19 protein-coding genes are annotated in these 21,191 nt (G+C 67.9%); 7 read left to right on the forward strand and 12 right to left on the reverse strand.

Translation table 11 applies throughout. From position 1 onward, the window contains the following. Window positions 1-102 precede the first annotated feature (102 nt). Window positions 103-1,212: a DUF2510 domain-containing protein gene (locus AC1DGI_RS06870; RefSeq protein ID WP_476898240.1), complete on the forward strand. Its 1,110-nt coding sequence runs from the start codon at window positions 103-105 to the stop codon at window positions 1,210-1,212. Between the two features lie 123 nt (window positions 1,213-1,335). On the opposite strand, the gene AC1DGI_RS06875 is transcribed toward AC1DGI_RS06870, so the two are convergent. The 7 genes from AC1DGI_RS06875 to AC1DGI_RS06905 form a co-directional block, all read right to left on the reverse strand. Next, on the reverse strand, window positions 1,336-2,169 hold the full coding sequence (locus AC1DGI_RS06875; RefSeq protein WP_476898241.1) for an HpcH/HpaI aldolase/citrate lyase family protein: 834 nt from the start codon (window positions 2,167-2,169) through the stop codon (window positions 1,336-1,338). Next, a complete protein-coding gene (locus AC1DGI_RS06880; RefSeq protein WP_441402349.1) occupies window positions 2,166-2,732 on the reverse strand; it encodes a MaoC family dehydratase in 567 nt (188 codons plus the stop codon). Before AC1DGI_RS06880 ends, AC1DGI_RS06875 begins: the two co-directional genes overlap by 4 nt. Further along, window positions 2,729-3,499: a CoA transferase subunit B gene (locus AC1DGI_RS06885; RefSeq protein ID WP_476898242.1), complete on the reverse strand. Its 771-nt coding sequence runs from the start codon at window positions 3,497-3,499 to the stop codon at window positions 2,729-2,731. Before AC1DGI_RS06885 ends, AC1DGI_RS06880 begins: the two co-directional genes overlap by 4 nt. Window positions 3,500-3,501: 2 nt before the next feature. Further along, window positions 3,502-4,272, reverse strand: coding sequence for a CoA transferase subunit A (locus tag AC1DGI_RS06890; protein WP_476898243.1), 771 nt, complete (start codon window positions 4,270-4,272; stop codon window positions 3,502-3,504). A gap of 35 nt (window positions 4,273-4,307) precedes the next feature. Continuing rightward, on the reverse strand, window positions 4,308-5,471 hold the full coding sequence (locus tag AC1DGI_RS06895) for an acyl-CoA dehydrogenase family protein (protein ID WP_476898244.1): 1,164 nt from the start codon (window positions 5,469-5,471) through the stop codon (window positions 4,308-4,310). Between the two features lie 62 nt (window positions 5,472-5,533). Further along, window positions 5,534-7,759, reverse strand: coding sequence for an acetyl/propionyl/methylcrotonyl-CoA carboxylase subunit alpha (locus AC1DGI_RS06900; protein ID WP_476898245.1), 2,226 nt, complete (start codon window positions 7,757-7,759; stop codon window positions 5,534-5,536). 7 nt (window positions 7,760-7,766) lie between these two features. Beyond that, a complete protein-coding gene (locus tag AC1DGI_RS06905) occupies window positions 7,767-9,374 on the reverse strand; it encodes a carboxyl transferase domain-containing protein (protein WP_476898246.1) in 1,608 nt (535 codons plus the stop codon). A gap of 146 nt (window positions 9,375-9,520) precedes the next feature. Here AC1DGI_RS06905 and AC1DGI_RS06910 point away from each other — a divergent pair, with 146 nt between their 5' ends. After that, window positions 9,521-10,147 carry an SACE_7040 family transcriptional regulator gene (locus tag AC1DGI_RS06910; protein WP_441403768.1) on the forward strand — a complete coding sequence of 209 codons (627 nt, stop codon included), beginning with the start codon at window positions 9,521-9,523 and terminating at the stop codon, window positions 10,145-10,147. A 662-nt stretch (window positions 10,148-10,809) separates the two neighbouring features. On the opposite strand, the gene AC1DGI_RS06915 is transcribed toward AC1DGI_RS06910, so the two are convergent. Genes AC1DGI_RS06915 through pdhA form a run of 3 tightly spaced genes read right to left on the reverse strand, consistent with a single transcriptional unit; the run spans window position 10,810 to window position 14,392 of the window. After that, on the reverse strand, window positions 10,810-12,207 hold the full coding sequence (locus tag AC1DGI_RS06915; RefSeq protein ID WP_476898247.1) for a dihydrolipoamide acetyltransferase family protein: 1,398 nt from the start codon (window positions 12,205-12,207) through the stop codon (window positions 10,810-10,812). Further along, on the reverse strand, window positions 12,204-13,214 hold the full coding sequence (locus AC1DGI_RS06920; protein ID WP_476898248.1) for an alpha-ketoacid dehydrogenase subunit beta: 1,011 nt from the start codon (window positions 13,212-13,214) through the stop codon (window positions 12,204-12,206). Before AC1DGI_RS06920 ends, AC1DGI_RS06915 begins: the two co-directional genes overlap by 4 nt. Then, entirely contained in the window at window positions 13,214-14,392 is a 1,179-nt protein-coding gene (pdhA, locus tag AC1DGI_RS06925) for a pyruvate dehydrogenase (acetyl-transferring) E1 component subunit alpha (protein WP_476898249.1), read from the reverse strand. The genes AC1DGI_RS06920 and pdhA overlap by 1 nt, the downstream gene beginning before the upstream one ends. Before the next feature lie 197 nt (window positions 14,393-14,589). Between pdhA and AC1DGI_RS06930 the strand changes: the two genes are divergently transcribed. Then, on the forward strand, window positions 14,590-15,063 hold the full coding sequence (locus tag AC1DGI_RS06930; RefSeq protein ID WP_476898250.1) for an Lrp/AsnC family transcriptional regulator: 474 nt from the start codon (window positions 14,590-14,592) through the stop codon (window positions 15,061-15,063). Window positions 15,064-15,164: 101 nt separating this feature from the next. Here the strand turns inward: AC1DGI_RS06930 and AC1DGI_RS06935 are convergent, their stop codons facing one another. Continuing rightward, on the reverse strand, window positions 15,165-16,781 hold the full coding sequence (locus AC1DGI_RS06935; protein WP_476898251.1) for a solute symporter family protein: 1,617 nt from the start codon (window positions 16,779-16,781) through the stop codon (window positions 15,165-15,167). Then, the gene (locus tag AC1DGI_RS06940) at window positions 16,778-17,158 is read right to left on the reverse strand and encodes a DUF485 domain-containing protein (RefSeq protein ID WP_476898252.1); all 381 of its coding nucleotides are present in this window, start codon (window positions 17,156-17,158) and stop codon (window positions 16,778-16,780) included. Before AC1DGI_RS06940 ends, AC1DGI_RS06935 begins: the two co-directional genes overlap by 4 nt. Before the next feature lie 184 nt (window positions 17,159-17,342). On the opposite strand from AC1DGI_RS06940, the gene AC1DGI_RS06945 reads away from it, so the two are divergent. From AC1DGI_RS06945 to AC1DGI_RS06960, 4 genes are read left to right on the forward strand one after another with little or no spacing between them, the layout of a single operon-like run. After that, window positions 17,343-18,560 carry a sensor histidine kinase gene (locus AC1DGI_RS06945; protein ID WP_476898253.1) on the forward strand — a complete coding sequence of 406 codons (1,218 nt, stop codon included), beginning with the start codon at window positions 17,343-17,345 and terminating at the stop codon, window positions 18,558-18,560. Window positions 18,561-18,614: 54 nt separating this feature from the next. Next, window positions 18,615-19,334 (forward strand): LytR/AlgR family response regulator transcription factor, encoded by a 720-nt coding sequence (locus AC1DGI_RS06950; protein ID WP_476898254.1) that lies wholly within the window; start codon window positions 18,615-18,617, stop codon window positions 19,332-19,334. After that, complete coding sequence (locus tag AC1DGI_RS06955) at window positions 19,331-19,702, forward strand: hypothetical protein (RefSeq protein WP_476898255.1); 372 nt, start codon at window positions 19,331-19,333, stop codon at window positions 19,700-19,702. The genes AC1DGI_RS06950 and AC1DGI_RS06955 overlap by 4 nt, the downstream gene beginning before the upstream one ends. A 7-nt stretch (window positions 19,703-19,709) precedes the next feature. Beyond that, on the forward strand, window positions 19,710-21,176 hold the full coding sequence (locus AC1DGI_RS06960) for a sodium/solute symporter (protein WP_476898256.1): 1,467 nt from the start codon (window positions 19,710-19,712) through the stop codon (window positions 21,174-21,176). Window positions 21,177-21,191: the final 15 nt, after the last annotated feature.

A 21,191-nucleotide genomic window follows, 5' to 3' on the forward strand; every position in this document is an offset into this window, starting at 1 on the left:
ACGACAGCAAGAAGGGCGCCGGCTCCAGCACGGCCCGCTCCCGCCAGGACGCCGACGAGGGCTCCGGCAAGTGCGCTGGTAAGTGCGCCGCCCCGGCCTGGGATGTTTGCAGCCAAGGAGGAGAAGGCCCTCTATGGCTTCATCTCTCAGCCGGAAACGTCGAGCCTCGACGGGACCGTGCTCGCACACTCGCAATACGCCAAGCTTGGAAACGCTCTGCTTGGCCTGCGGCATCTCGTCCACGGGCGGACCGACCCCGCTGTCCAACACCTCCGGGCGGCCCTATCACTTGAAGGAGGCGTGGAGGCGCACGCATTTGCGCAGAAGTACCTCTCTGACTATCGGCTTACGCTCGGCATCGCGGGCGGCGTCTCCGTCGAGTTGCCTTTTTCGAACGATGCCGCAACGCTGGCCCTGGCCGAAGCGCTGCAGATCCAAGGCCAGACCGAGACCGCTGTCTTCTACGTCGAATCCTTGGACCCGAGCTATCCCGCGCTGTTGAGCCTCACTGATCTGTATTCTGACCTGCAGGACTGGAACGAGGTTCTTCGGCTCACGAACGGGGTCGGCGTTGGCTCCGAGCTGACAGCCATGTTGGCCATCTTCCGGGCCAAGGCACACTTGGCCCTCGGACAACACGTCGCTGCAAAAGAATGCATCAAGACCCTGACGGCGAGCAAAAAGTACGGCCCCGGACTGAGGTTTCAGGCGCTGGCTCTCCGTGCCGAGATCAGCCTGGCCGAGGGTGCGTTTGCACGGGCAACAGCAGACCTTGAGAAGATCCTGGCGGAAGATTCCAGCGTCCCCGGCCTCCACGAGGCGATTGCCCGCGTGCAGCAGCGACAGCAAGAAGTCGAACAAAAAAAATCCGACGCGGCCCGGGAGAAAGAACGCGCGGCCGAGCTGAAGCGCCGACAAGCAGAGCGCGCCAAGGAAGAGAAACGCGCCGACGCGGAACGAATCCGGGCGGAGAAGGCAGCCGAAAGAGAACGTCAAAAGGCCCAACGGTCGGCCCCGGCGCCCGCGATGCAGGCCGCCGTCATCGATCTTTCCTTCGATGAGGATGCGCTACCGGTCCCCGGCGAGCCGACACCCACCCAGTCCGTGGCTGGAGCACTCATGCCCGGTTTCTATCCGGATCCGGAGGGAATTGCTCCCTTCCGATACTGGGACGGTTCCGGGTGGACATCGAGAATCAGGATGAAGCCCTAGCCGCGCCAAGGTCTCGCGGAGTAACAGATCCCGGCAAGGTTCCATGCCACGGATCACCCGATTGACACACATGGCCGCTACGGGAGCGGCCGAACCGGCCATTTGTGGCAAACCGACGCGGCGTCAGCGACCCGCGCGGCGGAGGGTGGACTCGGCGTGCTTGAGGATGGGCCCGTCGATCATCTTGCCCTGGAACTGGAAGACACCGGTGCCGGCCGCAGCGGCGGCGTCGAGCAGTTCCTTGGCTGCGGCGACGTCGGACTCGGACGGGGCGTAGGCCTCGCGGACCGCGGCGACCTGGTTCGGGTGGATGCAGGCCTTGGAGCCGAAGCCGGACGCGGCGGCGTCCCGGGCCTCGGCGGCCAGGCCGTCAAGGTCGGGGATGTTGACGTAGACGGAGTCGATCGCTTCCTTGCCGAACGCCCGGGCGGCCAGCAGCACCGCGGACCGGGCGTGCAGCGCGACGGCGCGGTAGCCGCCGTCGTCGTCCCGGCTGGAGGTGCCCCCGAGCGAGGCGAGCAGATCCTCGGCACCCCACATCAACGCCACCACGTTGGGTTCCGCGGCGATCGCCGCTGCGTTCACAATGCCGGCGGCCGTCTCGCACAGGGCGATCACGCCATAGCCCTCCAGCTCCTTGAGCTGGGCGGCGCTCTCGGCCTTGGCGAGCATCACGTGCCGGTACGGGGTGTGCTTGAGGCAGTGCAGGTCTTTTTCAAATTCTTCCGTGCTGGCCGGATTGATCCGCACGATCGTGCGGCTCGGGTCCAGCTCGGGGCCATCCCCGTCGGCGCCGAGCTGGGCTAGGATGGCTCCGCGGGCCCGCTGCTTATCGGCCGGGGCGACGGCGTCCTCCAGGTCCAGGATCACGGCATCGGCGCGCTCGGCCGCCTTCTGGTAGCGCTCCGGGCGGTCGGCGGGGCAAAACAGCAGGGCGGGGCCCATCAGGAAGCTCATGCTTCGATTGTCCCCTTTTGGGCCGGTTCTTTCTGCACGTTTTCCTGCTGCGCTGCTGCATGGGCCTCCCGTGTCCACATCAGGCAGCTGCGGGTCGCCAGTGCCACCACGTCGCCGTCCTGGTTCCGCCCGGTGTGCTGCATGGTCACGATGCCCTGGCCAGGCCGGGAGGAGGACAGCCGCTTTCCGGTCACCACCGTCTCGGTATAGAGGGTGTCCCCGTGGTACAGCGGGTGCGGAAAGGACACGTCGGTCAGTCCCAGCTGCGCGATGATGGTGCCCTGGGTCAGCTGCGGGACGGACTGGCCCACCAGCGTGGCGAGGGTGAACATCGAGTTCATCAGCCGCTGCCCGAACGGCTGCCCCGCGCTCCACGCGGCGTCCAGGTGCAGCGCCTGGGTGTTCATCGTCATGGTGGTGAACAGCACGTTGTCCGTCTCGGTCACGGTCCGGCCGGGTCGGTGCGCATAGAGGGCGCCTTCGTCGAGTTCTTCGAAGTAGAGGCCGCGCTGTTCAATAACCCGGCGGCCGGTTTCGCGCCCGGACATTGCATTCGTTGTCATACGGTCAGTTCCTGATCTTCCTCGAAAAGCTCGGCACCGGTGGCCGCGGCGACGTCCTCCGCGGTGACATTGGGGGCCAGCTCCCGCAACACCAGCCGGGACTTGCCTCCGTCGGTCACGACGTCGATCACGGCAAGGTCGGTGATGATCCTGTTCACGCAGCCCTTGCCGGTCAGCGGCAGGCTGCACCGCTCCACGATCTTCGGCTTGCCGTTGCGGTCCACGTGTTCCATCATCACGATGACTTTTTTGGCGCCGAAGACCAGGTCCATGGCGCCGCCCATGCCCTTGACCATCTTGCCGGGGACCATCCAGTTGGCCAGGTCGCCGTTCTGGGCCACCTCCATCGCGCCAAGCACCGCCACATCGACGTGGCCGCCGCGGATCATGCCGAACGAGGCAGCGGAGTCGAAGAACGCGGCGCCCTTGTTCACCGTGACGGTTTCCTTGCCCGCGTTGATCAGGTCCGGGTCCACCTGGTCCTCGGCCGGGTAGGGCCCGACACCCAGGATGCCGTTTTCCGAATGCAGCACCACCTCGACGCCGGCCGGAATGTAGTTGGGGATCAGCGTGGGCATCCCGATGCCGAGGTTGACGTACTGGCCGTTCTGCAGCTCCTGCGCTACCCGGGCAGCCAGCTCGTTGCGCGTCCATCCCTTGGCGCCGTCGCCGCCGTTGCCGCCGGCGTGTTCGACGGCGGAGCGCCGGTATTCGTGCCGGACCGCTTCGGGACGGGGCGGGGCGCCCGGCGCGTCGTTAGTCTCCACGGTTAGGCTCCTGACTGCTCGGTGGTGCTTGACACGGTGCGCTTTTCGATGCGCTTCTCCGCCTGCGGCGCGAGGACCACGCGCTGGACGAAGATCCCGGGGACGTGGACGTGCTCCGGGTCCAGCTCCCCCGGCTCAACGAGTTCCTCGACCTCGGCGATGGTGATCCGGCCGGCCATGGCGCAGAGCGGGTTGAAGTTCATCGCGGTGGCGTGGAAAACCAGGTTGCCGTGCCGGTCACCCTTCCAGGCGTGGACCAGGCCGAAGTCCGGGGTCAGGGCCTCCTCCAGCACGTAGTCAGCGCCGTGGAAACTGCGGACCTCCTTGGCCGCGGAGGCGACGGCGACGGTCCCGTCGGCGTCGTACTTTTGCGGCAGGCCGCCGTCGGAGACCTGGGTCCCGACGCCGGCGGGCGTGTAGAAGGCCGGGATGCCGGCGCCGCCGGCGCGGAGCTTCTCGGCCAGGGTGCCTTGCGGGGTGAGGACCACCTCGAGTTCGCCGGCGAGGTATTGCCGGGCGAACTCCTTGTTCTCCCCCACGTAGGAGCTGATGGTCCGGCGGATCCGGCCGTCCTTGAGCAGGATTCCGAGCCCCCAGTCGTCCACGCCGCAGTTGTTGCTCACGGTTTCCAGGTTGGTCGCGCCGCCGTCGTGAAGAGCGTCGATCAGGGCCACCGGGATGCCGCACAGCCCGAACCCGCCGACGGCGAGGGAGGCTCCGTCGGGTATGTCCGCGACGGCCTCGGCGGCGCTGGCAACAACTTTGTTGATCATCGTTGATCCTTCCCTCGACGGTTGCGGCCGGCCGGCTAGAGTCCCAGTTCGCGGGCGATCAGCATCAGCTGGACCTCCGTGGTGCCCTCACCGACTTCGAGGATCTTGGAGTCGCGGTAGTGGCGTGCCACGGTGAATTCGTTGATGAAGCCATAGCCGCCGAACACCTGGGTGGCGTCCCGCGCGTTGTCCATGGCTGCCTCGCCTGCGACCATCTTAGCGATGGCGGCCTGCGTCTTGAACGGCTTGCCGGCGAGCATCCGGGCAGCCGCATCGTAGTAGGCCAGCCGTGCGGTGTGGGCGCGGGCTTCCATCCGGGCGATTTTGAAGGCGACGGCCTGGTACTTGCCGATGTTCTGCCCGAAGGCGCTGCGTTCCTTGGCGTATTTCACCGCGTGATCCACACAGCCTTGGGCGGCGCCGACTGCCAGCGCAGCAATCGCGATCCTGCCCTCGTCCAGGATGGACAGGAAGTTCGCGTAGCCGCGGCCCCGGGTTCCGAGCAGATTCGCTTCCGGGACGTGGACGTCGTTGAGCGTCAGCGGGTGGGTGTCAGAGGCGTTCCAGCCGACCTTGTTATAGGCCTTCTCGGCCGTGAATCCGGGGGTATTGGTGGGCACCAGGATGGTGGTGATTTCCTTCTTGATGCTGCCGTCGGACCGTTCTTCCTGGCCGGTGACTGCGGTGACCGTGACGAGGCGGGTGATGTCGGTGCCGGAGTTGGTGATGAACTCTTTGTTGCCGTTGATGACCCACTCGCCACCCTCGAGCCGGGCGGTGGTCTTGGTCCCGCCGGCGTCTGAGCCGGCTTCCGGCTCGGTCAGGCCGAAGCCGGCGAGCGCCTTGCCGGAGGCCAGCAGCGGCAGCCATTCCTGTTTCTGCGCCTCGTTGCCGAAGCGGTGGATCGGCATGGCGCCGAGGGAGACGCCGGCCTCGAGGGTGATCGCAACCGACTGGTCTACCCGGCCGAGCTGTTCCAGGGCCAAGGCGAGGGCGAAGTAGTCCCCGCCCATGCCGCCGAACTCCTCCGGGAACGGCAGGCCGAACAGGCCCATCTCGGCCATCTGGGAGACGACTTCGTAGGGGAAGCTGTGCTCTTCGTCGTGCTTGGCGGAGACGGGGGCGACCACCTGGTCGGCGAATTCGCGTACTGTGTCGCTGAGGTCCTGGTAGTCCTCGCTGAGTTCAAAATCTGGCATTGGGTGACTCCTGTGTCGGGTGCGTTCGTCTGGTGCGGCTGTGGTGTTCAAGCTGTGGTGGGTTAGTCCGCGCCGAGCGCGAGGGCCGCTTCTTCGGCGGCGGCTTCGGCCTGCGAGGGGTCGGCCCCCGACGGTCCGTCCGGGGCTGCGGGGTGGATGGTGGCGAGGACCTGGTCTGCCTTCACGAGGTCGCCCGTGCCGATGCTGATGTGCACGGTCCCGTCCAGCGGCGCCACGAGCTGGTGCTCCATCTTCATGGCCTCCACCGAGAGCAGGACCTGGCCGGCTTCGACGGTGTCGCCGTTGCTGACGGAAACGGACACCACGGTGCCGGGCATCGGCGAGCGCACGGCCGGGTCGGCGGCACCCTCCTCGCGTTCGACGGCGGCGAGCACCCGGGCCAGCCGGGTTTCGCGGCTGAGCGGTTCGAGGCGGCAGGACCAGCCCCCGTTGCCGAGATAGACGAACTCCGGTGGGTTCTCCCGCGGGAAGTCCTGCCCGGACTGCACGTGCGCGAACCGCAGCTCTGCGCCGTCGAGCTCCAGGAAGACGTTGTCACTGGACATTCCGATGACCGTCACGTCGTGCTCCGGGCCGGCGTCGACCCGCACCCGGGCGCGGCCCAGGTCGAGGTTCTCGAGCCAGGTCACTGACACGGTGGAGATCGTGCCACCCGGGACGCCGAAGCTCATGGTCCACGGTGCGGGGGCGCCCAGGCGCCAGCCCTGGACGGTGTCCCAGGGGGATCCCACCGTCGCCGGCCCTTCGGCAAGAACCCAGAACGGCAGGGCCGCCGCGATGAGCTCGGCGTCCCCGGCGCGGCGGAACGTGAAGCCCGGCATCTTGCGTTCGATCAGACCGGTGTCGAGGCGTCCGGCGCGGACGTCGGCGTCGTTGATCAGGAGCCGCAGGTACTCGACGTTGGTGTCGATCCCCAGGGCGGTGTATCGGCTGAGCGCGGTGTCGAGCTTGTCCAGCGCAGCGGCGCGGTCTTTGCCCCAGGCGATGACCTTGGACACCATCGGGTCGTAGTCGCTGGAGATCTCGAGTCCCCGTATCAGCGCGGAATCGATGCGGATGTCCGGGTCCGCGGCGGCGGGCCTCAAGGAATCCAGGTCGTCCAGTGCGGTGAAGATCCCGCCCCGTTCATCCAGGACCAGGATCTCGCCGCCGGAGGGCAGGAAGTTCTTCTCCGGCACCTCGGCGTACACGCGGGCCTCCACCGAGTGGCCGGTGAGGACGACGTCGTCCTGGCCCACGGTGAGTTCCTCGCCGGCGGCGATGCGGACCTGCCATTCGACCAGGTCCATGCCGGTGACCATTTCGGTGACCGGGTGTTCGACCTGCAGCCGGGTGTTCATCTCCATGAAGAAGAACTCGTCCGGGGCGTTGTCGGAGACCAGGAACTCCACGGTGCCGGCGCCGGAGTAGTTGACGCTGCGGGCGGCCTGGCAGGCGGCCTCGCCGAGGCGGGCCCGGATTTCGGCGCCGTCGGGAAGGGACTCCAGCAGCGGGGACGGTGCTTCCTCGATGACCTTCTGGTGGCGGCGCTGCAACGAGCACTCGCGCTCCCCCAGATGGATGACGTTGCCGTGGTTGTCCGCCAGGACCTGCACCTCGATGTGCCGCGGTGTGGTGACGAGCCGTTCCAGGAACAGGGTGTCGTCACCGAAGGCGCTGGCCGCGACCCGCCGGGCGGTGGCCAGGGTGGCTTCCAGGTCCTCGGCCCGTTCGACGATGTGCATGCCCTTCCCGCCGCCGCCGGCGGAGGGCTTGATCAGCAGCGGGAAGCCGACGCCGGCCGCAGCCTCGATCAGCTGCGCGTCGCTCATGCCGGGTTCGGCGATGCCGGGAACCACTGGCACGCCGTAGCCGGTGACGTGGTTCTTGGAGCGGATCTTGTCGCCCATGACGTTGAGTGATTCAACGCCGGGGCCGATGAAGGTGATGCCTGCCTTTTCCAGGGCGCGGGCGAAGTCGACGTTCTCGCTGAGGAAGCCGTAGCCGGGGTGCACGGCCTCGGCTCCGGTGTCGCGGCAGGCCTGGATGATGGCTTCGATCTTGAGGTAGCTTTCGGTGGCCGCGGCTGGTCCGATCCGGACGGCGAGGTCGGCGTCCCGCACGTGGCGGGCGCCGGCGTCGGCGTCGGAGTAGACAGCCACCGAACGAATGCCCAGGGCCCGCAGGGTGCGGATCACGCGGCAGGCGATCTCGCCCCGGTTGGCCACCAGGACGGTGCCGAAAAGGGGCTTTGCGGCGGGGGAAAATGTTGACGAAGAGATAGTCACTGCTGGCTCACATCCGGAACAGGCCGAAGGAGGTCTCCGGCAGCGGGGTGCGGGAGACGACGTCGAGCGCCAGCCCCAGGACGGTGCGGGTGTCCGCGGGGTCGATGATGCCGTCGTCCCAGAGGCGGGCGGTCGAGTAGTAGGGGCTGCCCTGGTCCTCGTACTGGGCCTTGATCGGGGCCTTGAACGCTTCCTCGTCCGCGGCGGACCATTCCTCGCCGCGGGCCTCGTACTGGTCCCGCTTCACGGTGGCCAGCACGCTGGAGGCCTGGTTGCCGCCCATCACGGAGATCCGGGACGCGGGCCACATCCAAAGGAACCGCGGCGAGTAGGCCCGGCCGCACATGGAGTAGTTGCCGGCGCCGAAGGACCCGCCGATCACCACGGTCAGCTTGGGCACGCGGGCGGTGGCGACGGCGGTGACCATCTTGGCGCCGTTCTTCGCGATCCCACCCTGCTCATAGTCCTTCCCGACCATGAAGCCGGAGAGGTTCTGCAGGAAGATCAGCGGGATACCGCGCTGGTCGCAGAGTTCAATGAAGTGCGCGCCCTTGAGTGCTGACTCACTGAACAGCACGCCGTTGTTGGCCACGATGCCGACCGGGTGGCCGTGGAGTTTGGCGAAGCCGGTGACCAGGGTGGTGCCGTAGTTCTTCTTGAATTCGTGGAAGCGGCTGCCGTCCACCAGCCGGGCGATGACTTCGCGGGCGTCGTACTGGGCGTTGACGTCGGTGGGGACCGCGCCGTACAGCTCTTCCGGATCGGCCAGGGGTTCGACGACGGTGTCCACGTCCCAGGCGGGCGCGGCCGGCTTCGGCAGCGTGGAGACGATGTCGCGGACGATCTGCAGGGCATGCTCGTCGTTCTCGGCCAGGTGGTCGGTCACGCCGGAGATCTTCGAGTGCACGTCGCCGCCGCCGAGTTCCTCGGCCGTGACGATCTCGCCGATCGCGGCCTTCACCAGCGGCGGGCCGCCCAGGAAGATCGTGCCCTGGTTGCGGACGATGACGGTCTCGTCGCTCATCGCGGGGACGTAGGCGCCGCCGGCGGTGCAGGACCCCATCACCGAGGCGATCTGCGGGATCTTCGCCGCGGACATCTGCGCCTGGTTGAAGAAGATCCGGCCGAAATGCTCCTTGTCCGGGAACACCTCGTCCTGTTTGGGCAGGAAGGCCCCGCCCGAGTCCACGAGGTAGATGCAGGGCAGCCGGTTCTCCAGCGCGATTTCCTGTGCGCGGAGATGCTTCTTCACCGTCATCGGATAGTAGGTGCCGCCCTTGACCGTGGCGTCGTTGGAGATCACCAGGACCTGGCGGCCGTGGACCAGACCGATCCCGGCGATCACTCCGGCGCCCGGCGAATCGCCGTCGTACATCCCGTCCGCGGCCAGCGGGGCGATCTCCAGGAACGGGCTGCCGTCATCCAGCAGCCGGTCGACCCGTTCCCGCGGCAACAACTTGCCACGGGCAACGTGCCGTTCCCGGGACTTTTCCGGCCCGCCCAGTGCGGCGGTGGCGAGACGCTCCTTCAGCTCCCGGGCCAAGCCGAGCTGCGCCTCGCGGTTCGCGGCGAAGGCGGCCGTACCCGTGTCCACCTGGCTGGCGATTGTCTCCATTGACTGCTTCCGTCCTGGGCCGTGGCGCCGGCGCGTGGTCCCGGCGGCCACCGGCAATTTCGGTTAGTACCGCATAACTGAGTTTTAGGTTAGTCTCTATTAACTGTGATGTCCACCACGGGACAGTCGAGACGAGGGATGCGCCGGTGACCGAGCCCAGCCAGACCACCCAGCGGAGCCAGGCCAAGGAAAACCGCCGGAAAGCCCTCCTGACCGCGGCGGCCGCGCTCTTCGCCGCCGACGGTTTCAACCGGGTCTCACTGGAGGACCTCGGCGCCGCCGCGGGAGTCAGCGGACCCGCCGTGTACCGCCACTTCGCCGGCAAGCAGGCAGTCCTCGGGGCACTCCTGCTCAGCGTCAGCCAGGACCTGCTGGAGGGCGGCCGCAGCGTGGTGGAGGACTCCAACGGCGCCGCGGCGGCGCTCGCCGGCCTGGTCGAATTCCAAGTCGACTTCGCCCTCAGCAACCCGGACGTCATCCGGGTCCAGGACCAGGACTTCAGCAACCTCGACGACGATGACGAGGCGGAGGTCCGGACCCTGCAGCGCAATTACGTGGAGCTCTGGGTGGACGTGCTGGCCGGGCTGCATCCGGAGACGGACCCGGCCGAGCTGCGGATGCGGGCGCATGCCACCTTCGGCCTGATCAACTCCACGCCGCACTCGGTGCGGAACCACGGGCGCCGGATGGCGCTCAAGCGGGCTCGTCCACTGCTCGAAAGCATGGCCTTGGCCGCCCTGACGGCACCGGCCACGCCCCGCCCGCTCGGCTGACGCCGGACCGGCGCTTGCCCCGTGCCGGCAAGCTCCGCCCGCGCTCCGGCGGGCACTTTGGCGCGGACACGCCATGGACAATGGCTCCACGGACAATTTCTGCCGCCAAAGTTGCCCGCCACGGTGGCCCCCGTGGCGGCCGGCAAAACAGCCTCGCCGGGAACGAATCCACCCCTGTGGCGGCCGGCACCCCTCGGCCCCTGAGCGCCGGGCGCTTTCCGGCCGGGGCTCGCTGCCTTACCGCCGAGGTCCACTGTGGGGGCACTTCGGCTCGGACACACCGCAAATTCCGGGCGAAAGGCCGAATCCCCCGTTGAAAGTTACCCCCGACGGCCGCAACCGCCCGCGGGATGCCCGGACCCACCTGTCGATGGGGAACCCGGTAACGGACGTGAATGTACCGTCAAGCCCCCCGTCACCGGGCTTTCGCGGGCGGTCATTCGGGGATCGGCCGACTGCGGAAACACAGTCATGTCGAATCCGGCAACTGCGGAGGCCGGATGCGCCGGTATAGGACCCGCGAAAGGCCGCGGCTCGACAACCGGTACCGGACCTTTCGTCGGAGCATCCAAGCTCCGAACGGGGACACACATACCGCGCCGAAACACAAGGCTGCCGGCCTCCCCGTCGAGGGGAAGCCGGCAGCCGTGAGCTTGCGGCGCCTAGACCATCGCCAAGGCCATGCCCGGATCGGCGAGAATGGCGCCCAGGTCCTGCAGGAAGCGGGAACCCTGTTCACCGTCCACCCGCCGGTGGTCGAAGGACAGGCTCAGCGTCATGACCTGGCGCAGTGCCACCTCGTCCTGGTACTCCCACGGCATCTTCCGCACCGCGCCGAGCGCCAGGATGGCCGCCTCGCCGGGGTTGAGGATGGGCGTGCCGGCGTCGATGCCGAAGACGCCGATGTTCGTGATGGAGATCGTGCCGCCGGCCAGATCTGTGGGGGCGGTCTTGCCGGCCCGCGCGGTCTCAGTCAGCTCCGTCAGCGCCGTGGACAACTGCAGCAGGGACATCCGGTCCGCGTCCTTGATGTTCGGAACGGTCAGCCCCCTCGGTGTCGCGGCCGCGATGCCAAGGTTCACGTAGTTGAACTGGACGATCTCCTGGTTGGCCTCGTCCCAGCGGGCGTTCAGCGTCGGGTGGTTGCGCAGTGCGATCAGTACCGCCTTGGACACCAGCGTCAGCGGCGTCAGCTTGTAGCCCGCGAACGCCCGGCTGGCCTTGAGCCGGCCCAGCAGTTCCATGGTGGGCGTGACGTCCAGGGTCAGGAATTCCGTGACGTGCGGAGCGGTGAAGGCACTCGACACCATGGCTGCGGCGGTGAACTTCCGGACGCCCTTGATGGGGGTCCGGGTTTCCCGCTCGCCTTGAGCGGGCGCCGGGGCGCCCACCTGGCCGCCGGCCAACTCCTGGGGTGCCACCGGAAGGTCCCCGCCGCCGACAAAGTTCCGCACGTCATCGCGGGTGATGAGCCCGCGTTCCCCCGTGCCGGTGATGGCGGTGAGCTCGACGCCGAGATCCTTGGCCAGTTTGCGCACCGGCGGGGTGGAGCGCGGACGCTCGCCGCCGCCGGCACCCCCGTCGGCGGACACCGCTGCCTGGGGCTCGGCTGCTGGGGCGGCGACGAGAGCGGCAGGTGCCGCGGCCGGGGCCGCCATTGGAGCGGCCGGGGCGGCGGGAGTTGCGGCGGCAGCGAAGCTGCGGGCACGGCGGGCCGGACGGCCGGAGCCTTCCAGCACGGCGCCGTAGCCGACCAGGTTCGGTTCCCGTTTGGCGGGGGCTTCGCCGGAATCGGAGCCGCCGTCGTCGCCCTCAATCTCAAAGGAGACGATGGGCTTGCCCACCTCGACCACGGTGCCCGGCTGCTCATGCAGCGCCGTCACGATGCCGGCAAACGGGGAGGGCAGCTCAACGACGGCCTTGGCTGTTTCCACCTCGGCGATTATCTGGTTGAGCGTGACCGTGTCACCGACGCCGACCTTCCAGGCGACGATTTCTGATTCCGTCAGGCCTTCGCCGAGGTCCGGGAGCCGGAATTCCTTGATCATGGTGGCGGTCATCCTTCCAGCCCACTGAGGGAGTTGGGGCGGCCCAGGGCCCGGTCTACGCCGTCGAGGATCCTGTCCAGGCCCGGCAGGTGGTGCATTTCAAGCTTCGAGTACGGGTAGGGGACGTCGAAACCGGTCACCCGGACGGGGGCCGCCTCGAGGTGGTAGAAGCAGCGTTCGGTAATGCTGGCGGCCACTTCCGCGCCGAGTCCGCCGGACTGGCTGGCCTCGTGCGTGATGACGAGCCGTCCGGTCTTCCGGACCGAGGCCTCCAGGGTTGCGAAGTCCAGCGGAGCCAGCGAGCGCAGGTCTATCACCTCGACGGAGACGCCTTCATCGGCAGCCGCGAGGGCGGCGTCGCGGGCGGTCTTCACGAGCGGGCCGTAGGCAACCAGCGTCACGTCGGTGCCTTCGGTGACAACGCGCGCGTTCTCCATGGACAGTGCGGAAGAGAGGTCGAGCGACTCGTCCACCTCCCCCTTGTCGTGGTAGCGGCGCTTCGGCTCGAAGTAGAGCACCGGGTCGTCCGAGGCGATGGCCTGCTGGATCATGGTGTAGGCGTCCTGCGGGTTGGACACGCTGATCACGCGCAGCCCCGAGGTGTGGGTGAAGTAGGCCTCGGGTGATTCGGAGTGGTGTTCCGGTGAGCCGATGCCGCCGCCGAAGGGGACCCGGATGGTGATGGGCATCTTGACGGCGCCCTGGGTGCGGTAGTGCATCTTGGCCACCTGGCTGACGATCTGGTCGAACGCCGGGTAGATAAAGCCGTCAAACTGGATCTCCACCACCGGACGGTAGCCGCGGTAGGCGAGGCCGACGGCGGTGCCGAGGATGCCGGATTCCGCCAGCGGCGTGTCCACCACGCGGTGCTTCCCGAAGTCCTTCTGCAGGCCGTCGGTGACACGGAAGACGCCGCCGAGGGTGCCGATGTCCTCGCCCATGAGGATCACCTTGGGATCGTTTTCGAGGGACTTGCGCAGGCCCGAATTGATGGCTCGGGCAAAGGTCATCTTTGTCATCAGCGTGCACCTTCTTCGGAAGCGGCTGCCGCGGGATCGCCGAAGGAAGCCAGGTAACGGGTGTAGTGGTCCTGCTGGCGGTCCAGCGAGGAGTTGGGTGTGCTGTACACGTGCTTGAAGATGTCCAGCGGCTGCGGCTCGGGCATGTTGATGGTGCCGGAGCGCAGTTCCCGGGCGACGGCGTCGGCCGTGGCGGCGACGGCGGCCTCGAGGTCGTCTGTCAGCAGGCCCTTGCGCTCGAGGAGTGCCTTGAGCCGGGCGATGGGGTCCTTGGCGGCCCAGTCCTCGAGCTCGTTGGCGTCACGGTAGCGGGTGGGGTCATCCGCCGTCGTATGCGGGCCCATCCGGTACGTGACGGCCTCGATGAAGGTGGGTCCGCCGCCGTGGCGGGCCCGGTCGATAGCGATCCGGGTGGCAGCCATGACGGCCAGCACATCGTTGCCGTCCACCCGCATGCTGGGAATGCCGAAGCCGGAGGCGCGGTCCGCGATCTGGATGTGGGACTGCAGCATGACCGGCTCGGAGATGGCCCAGTGGTTGTTCTGGCAGAAGAACACCACCGGCGCCTGGAAGCTTGCCGCGAAGACCATGGCCTCGTTGACGTCGCCTTCGCTGGTGGCCCCGTCGCCGAAGTAGGCCACGGCGACCGAGTCGGCGCCGTCGTTCTGGATCCCCATGGCGTAACCGGTGGCGTGCAGGCTCTGGGCGCCGATGATGATTTGCTGCGTGGCCACGTTGACGGTGTAGGGATCCCAGCCGGCCAGGGCGTTGCCGCGCCAGGCCTTGACGATGTCTGCCGGCTGCACGCCGCGGCAGTAGGCCACACCGTTGTCGCGGTAGCTGGGGAAGACGAAGTCGTCCTCGCGCAGCGCCCGGGCCGAACCGATCTGGGACGCCTCCTGGCCCAGCAGCGGGGGCCACAGGGCGAGCTCGCCCTGGCGCTGCAGGGCGGTGGCCTCGGCGTCGATCCGGCGGATCGCCACCATGTCCTCGTAGAGCGCGGCGAGCTGCTCATCGCCGACATCTTGGACCCAGGAGTCAAACTCCGGATGGCTTACGCGTTCACCCCCCGGGGTGATCAGCTGGACGAGGTCTCCGCCCGTGCGCCTGTTTGATTCTGCACTGTTCCCGGGGTTGTCGGCGGTCATGCCGCCCTTCCCCGCGTCGTCGGTAAACACAGCTTGTCCGCAACCTTCTGACGTCGTCTGACCCTGGCCCGCGGGACTTGTGATCCCTACGCGCGACGGCCGCCCGGGCGCCGTTGCCCCGGATAATTGTGACCCTACTCACAACTGCCAGAGGGTACAACCACCTTCGGAAATATTGAGCATTTTGCCCTATCTGGGTCCGCTGGACCGTGCTAACCTTGCGCATTATGCAAGCTTTGGATGGCACCGACACCCGCCTGCTTTCGGCGATGGCCCGGGATCCCCGCCGCACCGTGGTGGCCCTGGCGCAGAAGCTGGGGCTGTCGAGAAATACGGTGCAGGCCCGGATGGCCCAGCTGGAGAAGAAGCACGTGTTCCTCTCCTTCGAGCGGCGGATCAACCCGGCCGCCCTGGGCTATCCCCTGATGGCGTTCATTTCCGTTCATGTCCAGCAACAAAAGCTGGGCAAACTGGCGGTGGAGCTTGCCGGGGTCCCGGAAATCCTGGAGGGTTACGGCCTTACGGGGTCCGCCGATCTGCTGCTCCGCGTGGTGGCGCTCGACGCCGAGGACCTGTTCCGGATCAACGGCAAGATCCTGTCCTGCGRCGGCGTAGACCGCACCGACACCGCCCTGGCCATGAGTGAGATGATCCCGTTCCGGGTCCAGCCGCTGCTGGAACGCGGCTCCGCCGAGGCCTAACCGGCAGCCCACTCCCCCGCCCCGGTCCCCCAGCACGGCCCCAAGGCAAAGAGGAGCCCCCGTGCAGTTGATGCACGGGGGCTCCCCTTCCCGCTGGGCGGCTAGTGGTTGGTGGCCTTTTCGGCGCCCACCCCGGTCAGGGAGCGGACCTCCATTTCGGCCTGCTTGGTGGTGTCTTCAAGCCTCTTGTCCAGTACCGTGCCCAGCCAGCCCAGGAGGAACGCGAGCGGGATGGAAACGATGCCCGGGTTGCTCAGCGGGAAGACCGCGAAGTTGGCCCCGGGGATCATCGACGTCTTGGCGCCGGAGACCACCGGTGAGAGCGCGATCAGGATGATCGCGGACCCGAGGCCGCCGTACATGCTCCAGATTGCCCCCTGGGTGGTGAATTTCCGCCAGAACAGTGAGTAGACGATCGTCGGCAGGTTGGCGGACGCCGCCACGGCGAACGCGAGTGCCACCAGGAACGCGACGTTCTGGCCGTTCGCAAAGATGCCGCCGATGATGGCCAGGATGCCGATCACAACGACGGTCCGGCGGGCCACCTTGACCTCGGTCCCCGGGTCCGCCTTGCCCTTGGCGATGACGTTGGCGTAAATGTCATGCGCAAAGGACGCCGCCGCCGTGATGGTGAGGCCGGCGACCACGGCAAGGATGGTGGCGAAGGCCACCGCCGAAATGAAGCCGAGCAGCAGCGGACCGCCCAGGTGGAAGGCCAGCAGGGGTGCCGCGGAGTTGACCCCGCCCGGGGCTCCCTTGATCGTGTCGGCACCGACCAGAGCCGCAGCGCCGTAGCCCAGGACCAGGGTGAACAGGTAGAAGATGCCGATCAGCCAGATGGACCACACCACGGACTTTCGGGCTTCCTTGGCGGTCGGAACAGTGTAGAAGCGCATCAGCACGTGCGGCAGGGCGGCGGTGCCGAGCACCAGCGCGAGGCCGAGGGACATGAAGTCGAGCTTGGAGGTGTCCGACTTGCCGTACTGCAGGCCCGGGTTGAGCACTGCCGGGTTCTTCGAGGTTTCTACCGCGCCGCCGAGCAGATCGGAAAGGTTGAAGCCGTAGATGGCCAGGACCCAGAAGGTCATGACGGCGGCGCCGGCAATGAGCAGCATGGCCTTGATGATCTGGACCCAGGTGGTGCCCTTCATGCCGCCGATCAGCACGTACATAATCATCAGGGCGCCGACGACGATAATCACGAGTGCCTGTCCGCCCCAGTCGCTGATGCCCAGCAGCAGGGAGATCAGGCTGCCTGCGCCGGCCATTTGGGCCAGCAGGTAGAAGAAGCACACGGCCAGGGTGGAGATGGCAGCGGCGATGCGCACGGGTCGCTGCTTGAGCCGGAACGAAAGGACATCGGCCATGGTGAATTTGCCCGTGTTGCGGAGCAGTTCGGCCACCAGCAGCAGCGCGACGAGCCAGGCGACGAGGAATCCGATCGAGTACATGAAGCCGTCGTAGCCGTTCACGGCGATGGCGCCGGTGATGCCCAGGAACGACGCGGCGGAGAGGTAGTCGCCGGCGATGGCAGTACCGTTTTGCGGGCCGGTGAAGGAGCGGCCGGCGGCGTAGTAGTCCGCAGCGGTTTTATTGTTCCGGCTGGCCCTGATGACGATGACCATGGTGATCGCGACGAACAGGGCGAAGATGCCCATGTTGAGCGCGGTGGTGTCTTTGAGATCCGCAACATTGACGGCGGGAACCATAAGAGTCATTTCGCTTCTCCGCTCACTCTGTTGCCGTGCTTGTCGAACTCGTGGCCTTCGATCTCATGGCGGATCTCGGAGGCGATCGGGTCAAGTTTCCGGTTCGAGTAGCTGACGTACCAGCCGGTGATGGCGAACGTGGACACGAACTGCAGCAGGCCCAGGATCAAGCCGATGTTGACGTTGCCCCAGACCTTGGTGGACATGAAGCCCACCGCGTAGTCGGCCAGCAGGACGTAGGCGAAGTACCACAGCAGGAATGCGATGGCCATCGGAAAAACGAAGCTGCGGTGACGTTTGCGCAGTTCTTGGAACCGCTCCGTCGATTGGACCTCCTTGAAGTCCACGGCCGCCGCTGCGTCCGTATGTTGGGCGTCGTGACCCATCGTTCCTCCTCGTTGAGACTGGCGAGCCACCGACGGGTACCCCCGGGCTCCGGAAAGAGACCTCCGGTGCTGTGTGACTGCAATCACTGTGCATCGTGAGGCACGCCACGTTCCAGCATCCGCGCGCTTAACGTCGCTCAACGGTTGCGATGCTGCGCCCAACGGCGCGCGCTACGCTGGCAGCATGCCGGACTCTCCCCTTGTCGCCGCGGCGGCAATCGCCATGATAGCCGCGGCCGTCGCCGTCGTCGTCGCCGTTGGACTCAAGGTCCTGCGCTCCTTCCGCGAGTTGGGCACGGACGCCGAACGCGCCACGTACAAGACCCTGCATGCCGCTTCCCGGGCCGGCCAGTACCTGCGCACCGGGCTGAATCCGGCCGGCGCCGCGAAGGCCAGCCGGCAGCTCCGCGGCCTGCTGGGCTGCGACGGTCTGGCGATCACCGACACCACGGGGGTGCTGGCGTGGGACGGCGTCGCGGAGGAACTCAAACCCGCGCTGATGGGCCTCGCCGCCAAGGTACTGGCCGGCGGCCACACGGCCATGATTCCGGCCGGCGAACTGCAGATGCTCGCCGGCACCCAGGGCCCCGCACCGGCGGCCCCGGGGGCGGAACGCGCCGTCATCATCGCCCCGATCAAGGCAGGCACTCGGGTGGTGGGGGTGGTGGCGGCCTTCGCCCCGGCAGCGAACGCCGGGCTGGTCCGGGCCACCGGCGAAGTGGCCGACTGGGTGGCGACACAGGTGGAACTGGCCGAGCTCGACGCGTCGCGGACCCTGTTGATGGAGGCCGAGGTCCGGGCGTTGCGGGCCCAGATCAGCCCGCACTTCATCTACAACTCGCTCAACGCGATCGCCTCCTTCATTAACACCGACCCGGTCCGGGCCCGGGAGCTGGTGGTGGAGTTCGCCGACTTCACCCGCTACTCCTTCCGCCGGCACGGCGACTTCACCACGCTGGCCGAGGAGTTGCGCTGCATCGACAGGTACCTCCTGCTGGAGCGGGCGCGCTTCGGCGAACGGGTCCAGGTCAGCCTGCGGATCGCACCCGAGGTGCTGAGCACCGTCATTCCATTCCTGAGCCTGCAGCCGCTGGTCGAGAACTCCGTCCGGCACGGCCTCGAGGCCAAGGAGGGCCCGGGCCACATCACCATCACCGCCAACGATTCCGGCGCCTTCGCCGAGGTGACCATCGAGGACGACGGCGTCGGCATGGATCCGGAGAAACTGCGCGGCGTTCTTGCCGGGCATTCCGACGGCGACCACGTGGGCCTGCGAAACGTCGATGCCCGGCTGCGGCAGGTCTACGGCGAGGACAACGGCCTGGTGATCGAGACGGCGCCGAACGAAGGCACCCTGATCACCATGCGGGTCCCCAAGTCGCAGCCCCGCCACGACGCCTGAGCCCCAGCGCCTCGGCTTCCACGGCTCCCCCGGCTGCGGCGGTACCCTAGGACCATGATTAACGTCCTCGTCGCCGACGACGAGCTGCCCGCCGTCGAGGAGTTGGCCTACCTGCTCGGCCGGGACGACCGGATCGGGACCATCCATCGCGCCTCCTCCGGCGCCGAGGCGCTGCGCGCCCTCGAGGCCGGCGACGTCGACGCCGTGTTCCTGGACATCCATATGCCGGCCGTCTCCGGGCTGGACATCGCCCGGGTCATTTCCCGCGGCGCCAAGCCGCCCGCCGTCGTCTTTGTCACCGCCGACGAGGACTGCGCGCTCGAGGCGTTCGAGCTCGCCGCCGTGGACTACCTGCTCAAGCCCGTCCGCGCCGAGCGGCTGGCCAGGTCGATCGGCCGGATCTGTGATTTGATCCGCGACGGCGCCCCGGCCGCGGAGATGATCACGGTGGATCTCGGCGGCACCACCAAGATGATCCGGCGGGAGGACGTCACCTACGTCCAGGCGCAGGGCGACTACGCCCGGCTGCACACCCCGGACGCGAGCTACCTGATCCGGGTGCCGCTGGCTGACCTTGAGCAGCAGTGGGCCGACGCCGGTGTCCTCCGGATCCACCGCTCCTACCTGATCGCCCTGAACCACGTCAGCCACATGAAGCTGGCCGCGGCCCGTCCCAGCGTGACCGTTGCCGGGGCCGAACTGCCGATCAGCCGCCGGCACCTGCCGTCGGTCCGGGAGAAGCTCGAAGCGACCCGGATCCGGCCGCAGGCATGACCCGGGTCCGCGTCACCGCCCCGCGCAGTTTCAACGCAGGCAGTGCTGCCGCGGTCCGCCCATCCGCGGACACGCGTGAGGCGGCCGAGGAGTCCGACGCCGGGCAACTGTTCGTCCGCTCGCTGATCCGCTCCCAGTTGCGGCTCGGCATCGTGGTGGCGGCCGGGTTCATGCTGATCCTGCTGGCTTTCGCGCTGCTGCTGGGACTGGTGCCGGGTATGGCGGAATTGCGGGTCGCGGGACTGCCCTTCGGCTGGGTCCTGCTGGGCGTCGGGGTCTATCCGGTGATCGGCCTGAGCGCGTGGCTGTATGTCCGGACAGCGGCGCGGAACGAGTCCCGCTACCGCGACCTCGCCGGGCACAAGTGAGGCCCGGATGAACCCGGTCGTCGGCGTTGCGGCCTTCGCCGCCGTCTCGCTGGCCACCGCAGTGATCGGTTTCTACGGCCTGCGGATTTCCCGCACCACCGGTGACTTCTACGTCGCCTCGCGTACGGTGCGGCCCTGGTGGAACGCCTCGGCGATCGGCGGCGAGTACCTATCCGCCGCCAGTTTCCTCGGCGTCGCCGGGCTCATCCTGCTCTCAGGCACGGACGCGCTGTGGTTCCCGGTGGGCTACACGGCCGGGTACCTGATGCTTCTGCTGTTCGTTGCCGCCCCGCTGCGGCGTTCCGGCGCCTACACGATCCCCGACTTCACCGAGGCCCGGCTGGATTCCCGTGCGGTCCGCCGGGTCACCAGCTTCGTCGTGGTGGTGGTCGGCTGGCTGTACATCGTCCCGCAACTGCATGGCGCGGCGCTGGCCATCCGCATCACCACCGGGCTGCCGGCCTGGGTGGGGCAAGTGGCCGTGGTCGCTGTCGTCTGCGTGACTGTGGTGTCCGGCGGGATGCGGTCCATCACCTTCGTCCAGGCGTTCCAGTACTGGCTGAAACTCACTGCGCTGGCCGTGCCGGTGTTGTTCATCCTGTTTGTCCTGGCCGGCAGCGGCTCCCCCGCGGTCGCCGAGGCGTCCGTGAACCCGACGGCCGTTGCCGCGGCGGGCCCGTACCAGACTCTCTCGCTGCTGGTGGCGCTGCTGTTCGGGACGCTGGGTCTGCCGCACGTGCTGGTGCGCTTCTATACCAACCCGGACGGCCAGTCGGCGCGCCGGACCACGCTGATTGTGCTGGGCCTGCTCTCGGTGTTCTACCTGTTTCCGACGGCGTACGGGGTGCTGGGGCGGATGTACGCCCCCGAACTGGCGCACAGCGTGCAGGCGGACGCCCTGGTGCTGCTGCTGCCGGGGCGAATGGTCGGCGGCCCGGCCGGGGACCTGCTGTCCGCACTCGTGGTGGCCGGGGCGTTCGCGGCCTTCCTGTCGACCACTTCGGGCCTCGTGGTGTCGCTGGCGGGTGTCATCAGCCAGGATGTCCTGGGCGGAAGCGTGCGCGGGTTCCGGCTCGCGGCACTGATCTCGGCGGTGGTGCCGCTGGCGATCGCGGCCATGACGGACTCCACGGCGCTGGCCGGGAGTGTGGGCCTGGTCTTTGCCTTCACGGCGTCCACCATCTGCCCCGTGCTGTTGTTGGGCATCTGGTGGCGCGGATTGACCGACGCCGGCGCGATCGCCGGAATGCTGACCGGCGCGGTGCTCTGCGGCGGCGCCATGCTGGCCGGCGCGGTGCTGGGTGCCGCCGGGACAGCGCCGTGGCTCGCCCAGCCGGCCGCGTGGACGGTCCCGGCCGCCTTCGCGGTGATGGTGTTGGTGTCCCGGGCCACCCGGGGACGGGTTCCGCGGACCATTACCCGGCTGATGACCCGGCTGCACACCCCGGAACGGCCGCTCGCCACCGAGCGCTAGCGGGGCAGCCGGTGG

The organism is Arthrobacter sp. 05N428_2 (assembly GCF_056397065.1).

Coding starts and splice junctions, on each gene's coding strand:
- AC1DGI_RS06870 (WP_476898240.1), top strand. CDS start 103: ATGTTTGCAGCCAAGGAGGAGAAGGCCCTCTATGGCTTCATCTCTCAG.
- AC1DGI_RS06875 (WP_476898241.1), bottom strand. CDS start 2,169: ATGAGCTTCCTGATGGGCCCCGCCCTGCTGTTTTGCCCCGCCGACCGC.
- AC1DGI_RS06880 (WP_441402349.1), bottom strand. CDS start 2,732: ATGACAACGAATGCAATGTCCGGGCGCGAAACCGGCCGCCGGGTTATT.
- AC1DGI_RS06890 (WP_476898243.1), bottom strand. CDS start 4,272: ATGATCAACAAAGTTGTTGCCAGCGCCGCCGAGGCCGTCGCGGACATA.
- AC1DGI_RS06895 (WP_476898244.1), bottom strand. CDS start 5,471: ATGCCAGATTTTGAACTCAGCGAGGACTACCAGGACCTCAGCGACACA.
- AC1DGI_RS06905 (WP_476898246.1), bottom strand. CDS start 9,374: ATGGAGACAATCGCCAGCCAGGTGGACACGGGTACGGCCGCCTTCGCC.
- AC1DGI_RS06915 (WP_476898247.1), bottom strand. CDS start 12,207: ATGACCGCCACCATGATCAAGGAATTCCGGCTCCCGGACCTCGGCGAA.
- AC1DGI_RS06920 (WP_476898248.1), bottom strand. CDS start 13,214: ATGACAAAGATGACCTTTGCCCGAGCCATCAATTCGGGCCTGCGCAAG.
- AC1DGI_RS06935 (WP_476898251.1), bottom strand. CDS start 16,781: ATGACTCTTATGGTTCCCGCCGTCAATGTTGCGGATCTCAAAGACACC.
- AC1DGI_RS06940 (WP_476898252.1), bottom strand. CDS start 17,158: ATGGGTCACGACGCCCAACATACGGACGCAGCGGCGGCCGTGGACTTC.
- AC1DGI_RS06945 (WP_476898253.1), top strand. CDS start 17,343: ATGCCGGACTCTCCCCTTGTCGCCGCGGCGGCAATCGCCATGATAGCC.
- AC1DGI_RS06950 (WP_476898254.1), top strand. CDS start 18,615: ATGATTAACGTCCTCGTCGCCGACGACGAGCTGCCCGCCGTCGAGGAG.
- AC1DGI_RS06955 (WP_476898255.1), top strand. CDS start 19,331: ATGACCCGGGTCCGCGTCACCGCCCCGCGCAGTTTCAACGCAGGCAGT.
- AC1DGI_RS06960 (WP_476898256.1), top strand. CDS start 19,710: ATGAACCCGGTCGTCGGCGTTGCGGCCTTCGCCGCCGTCTCGCTGGCC.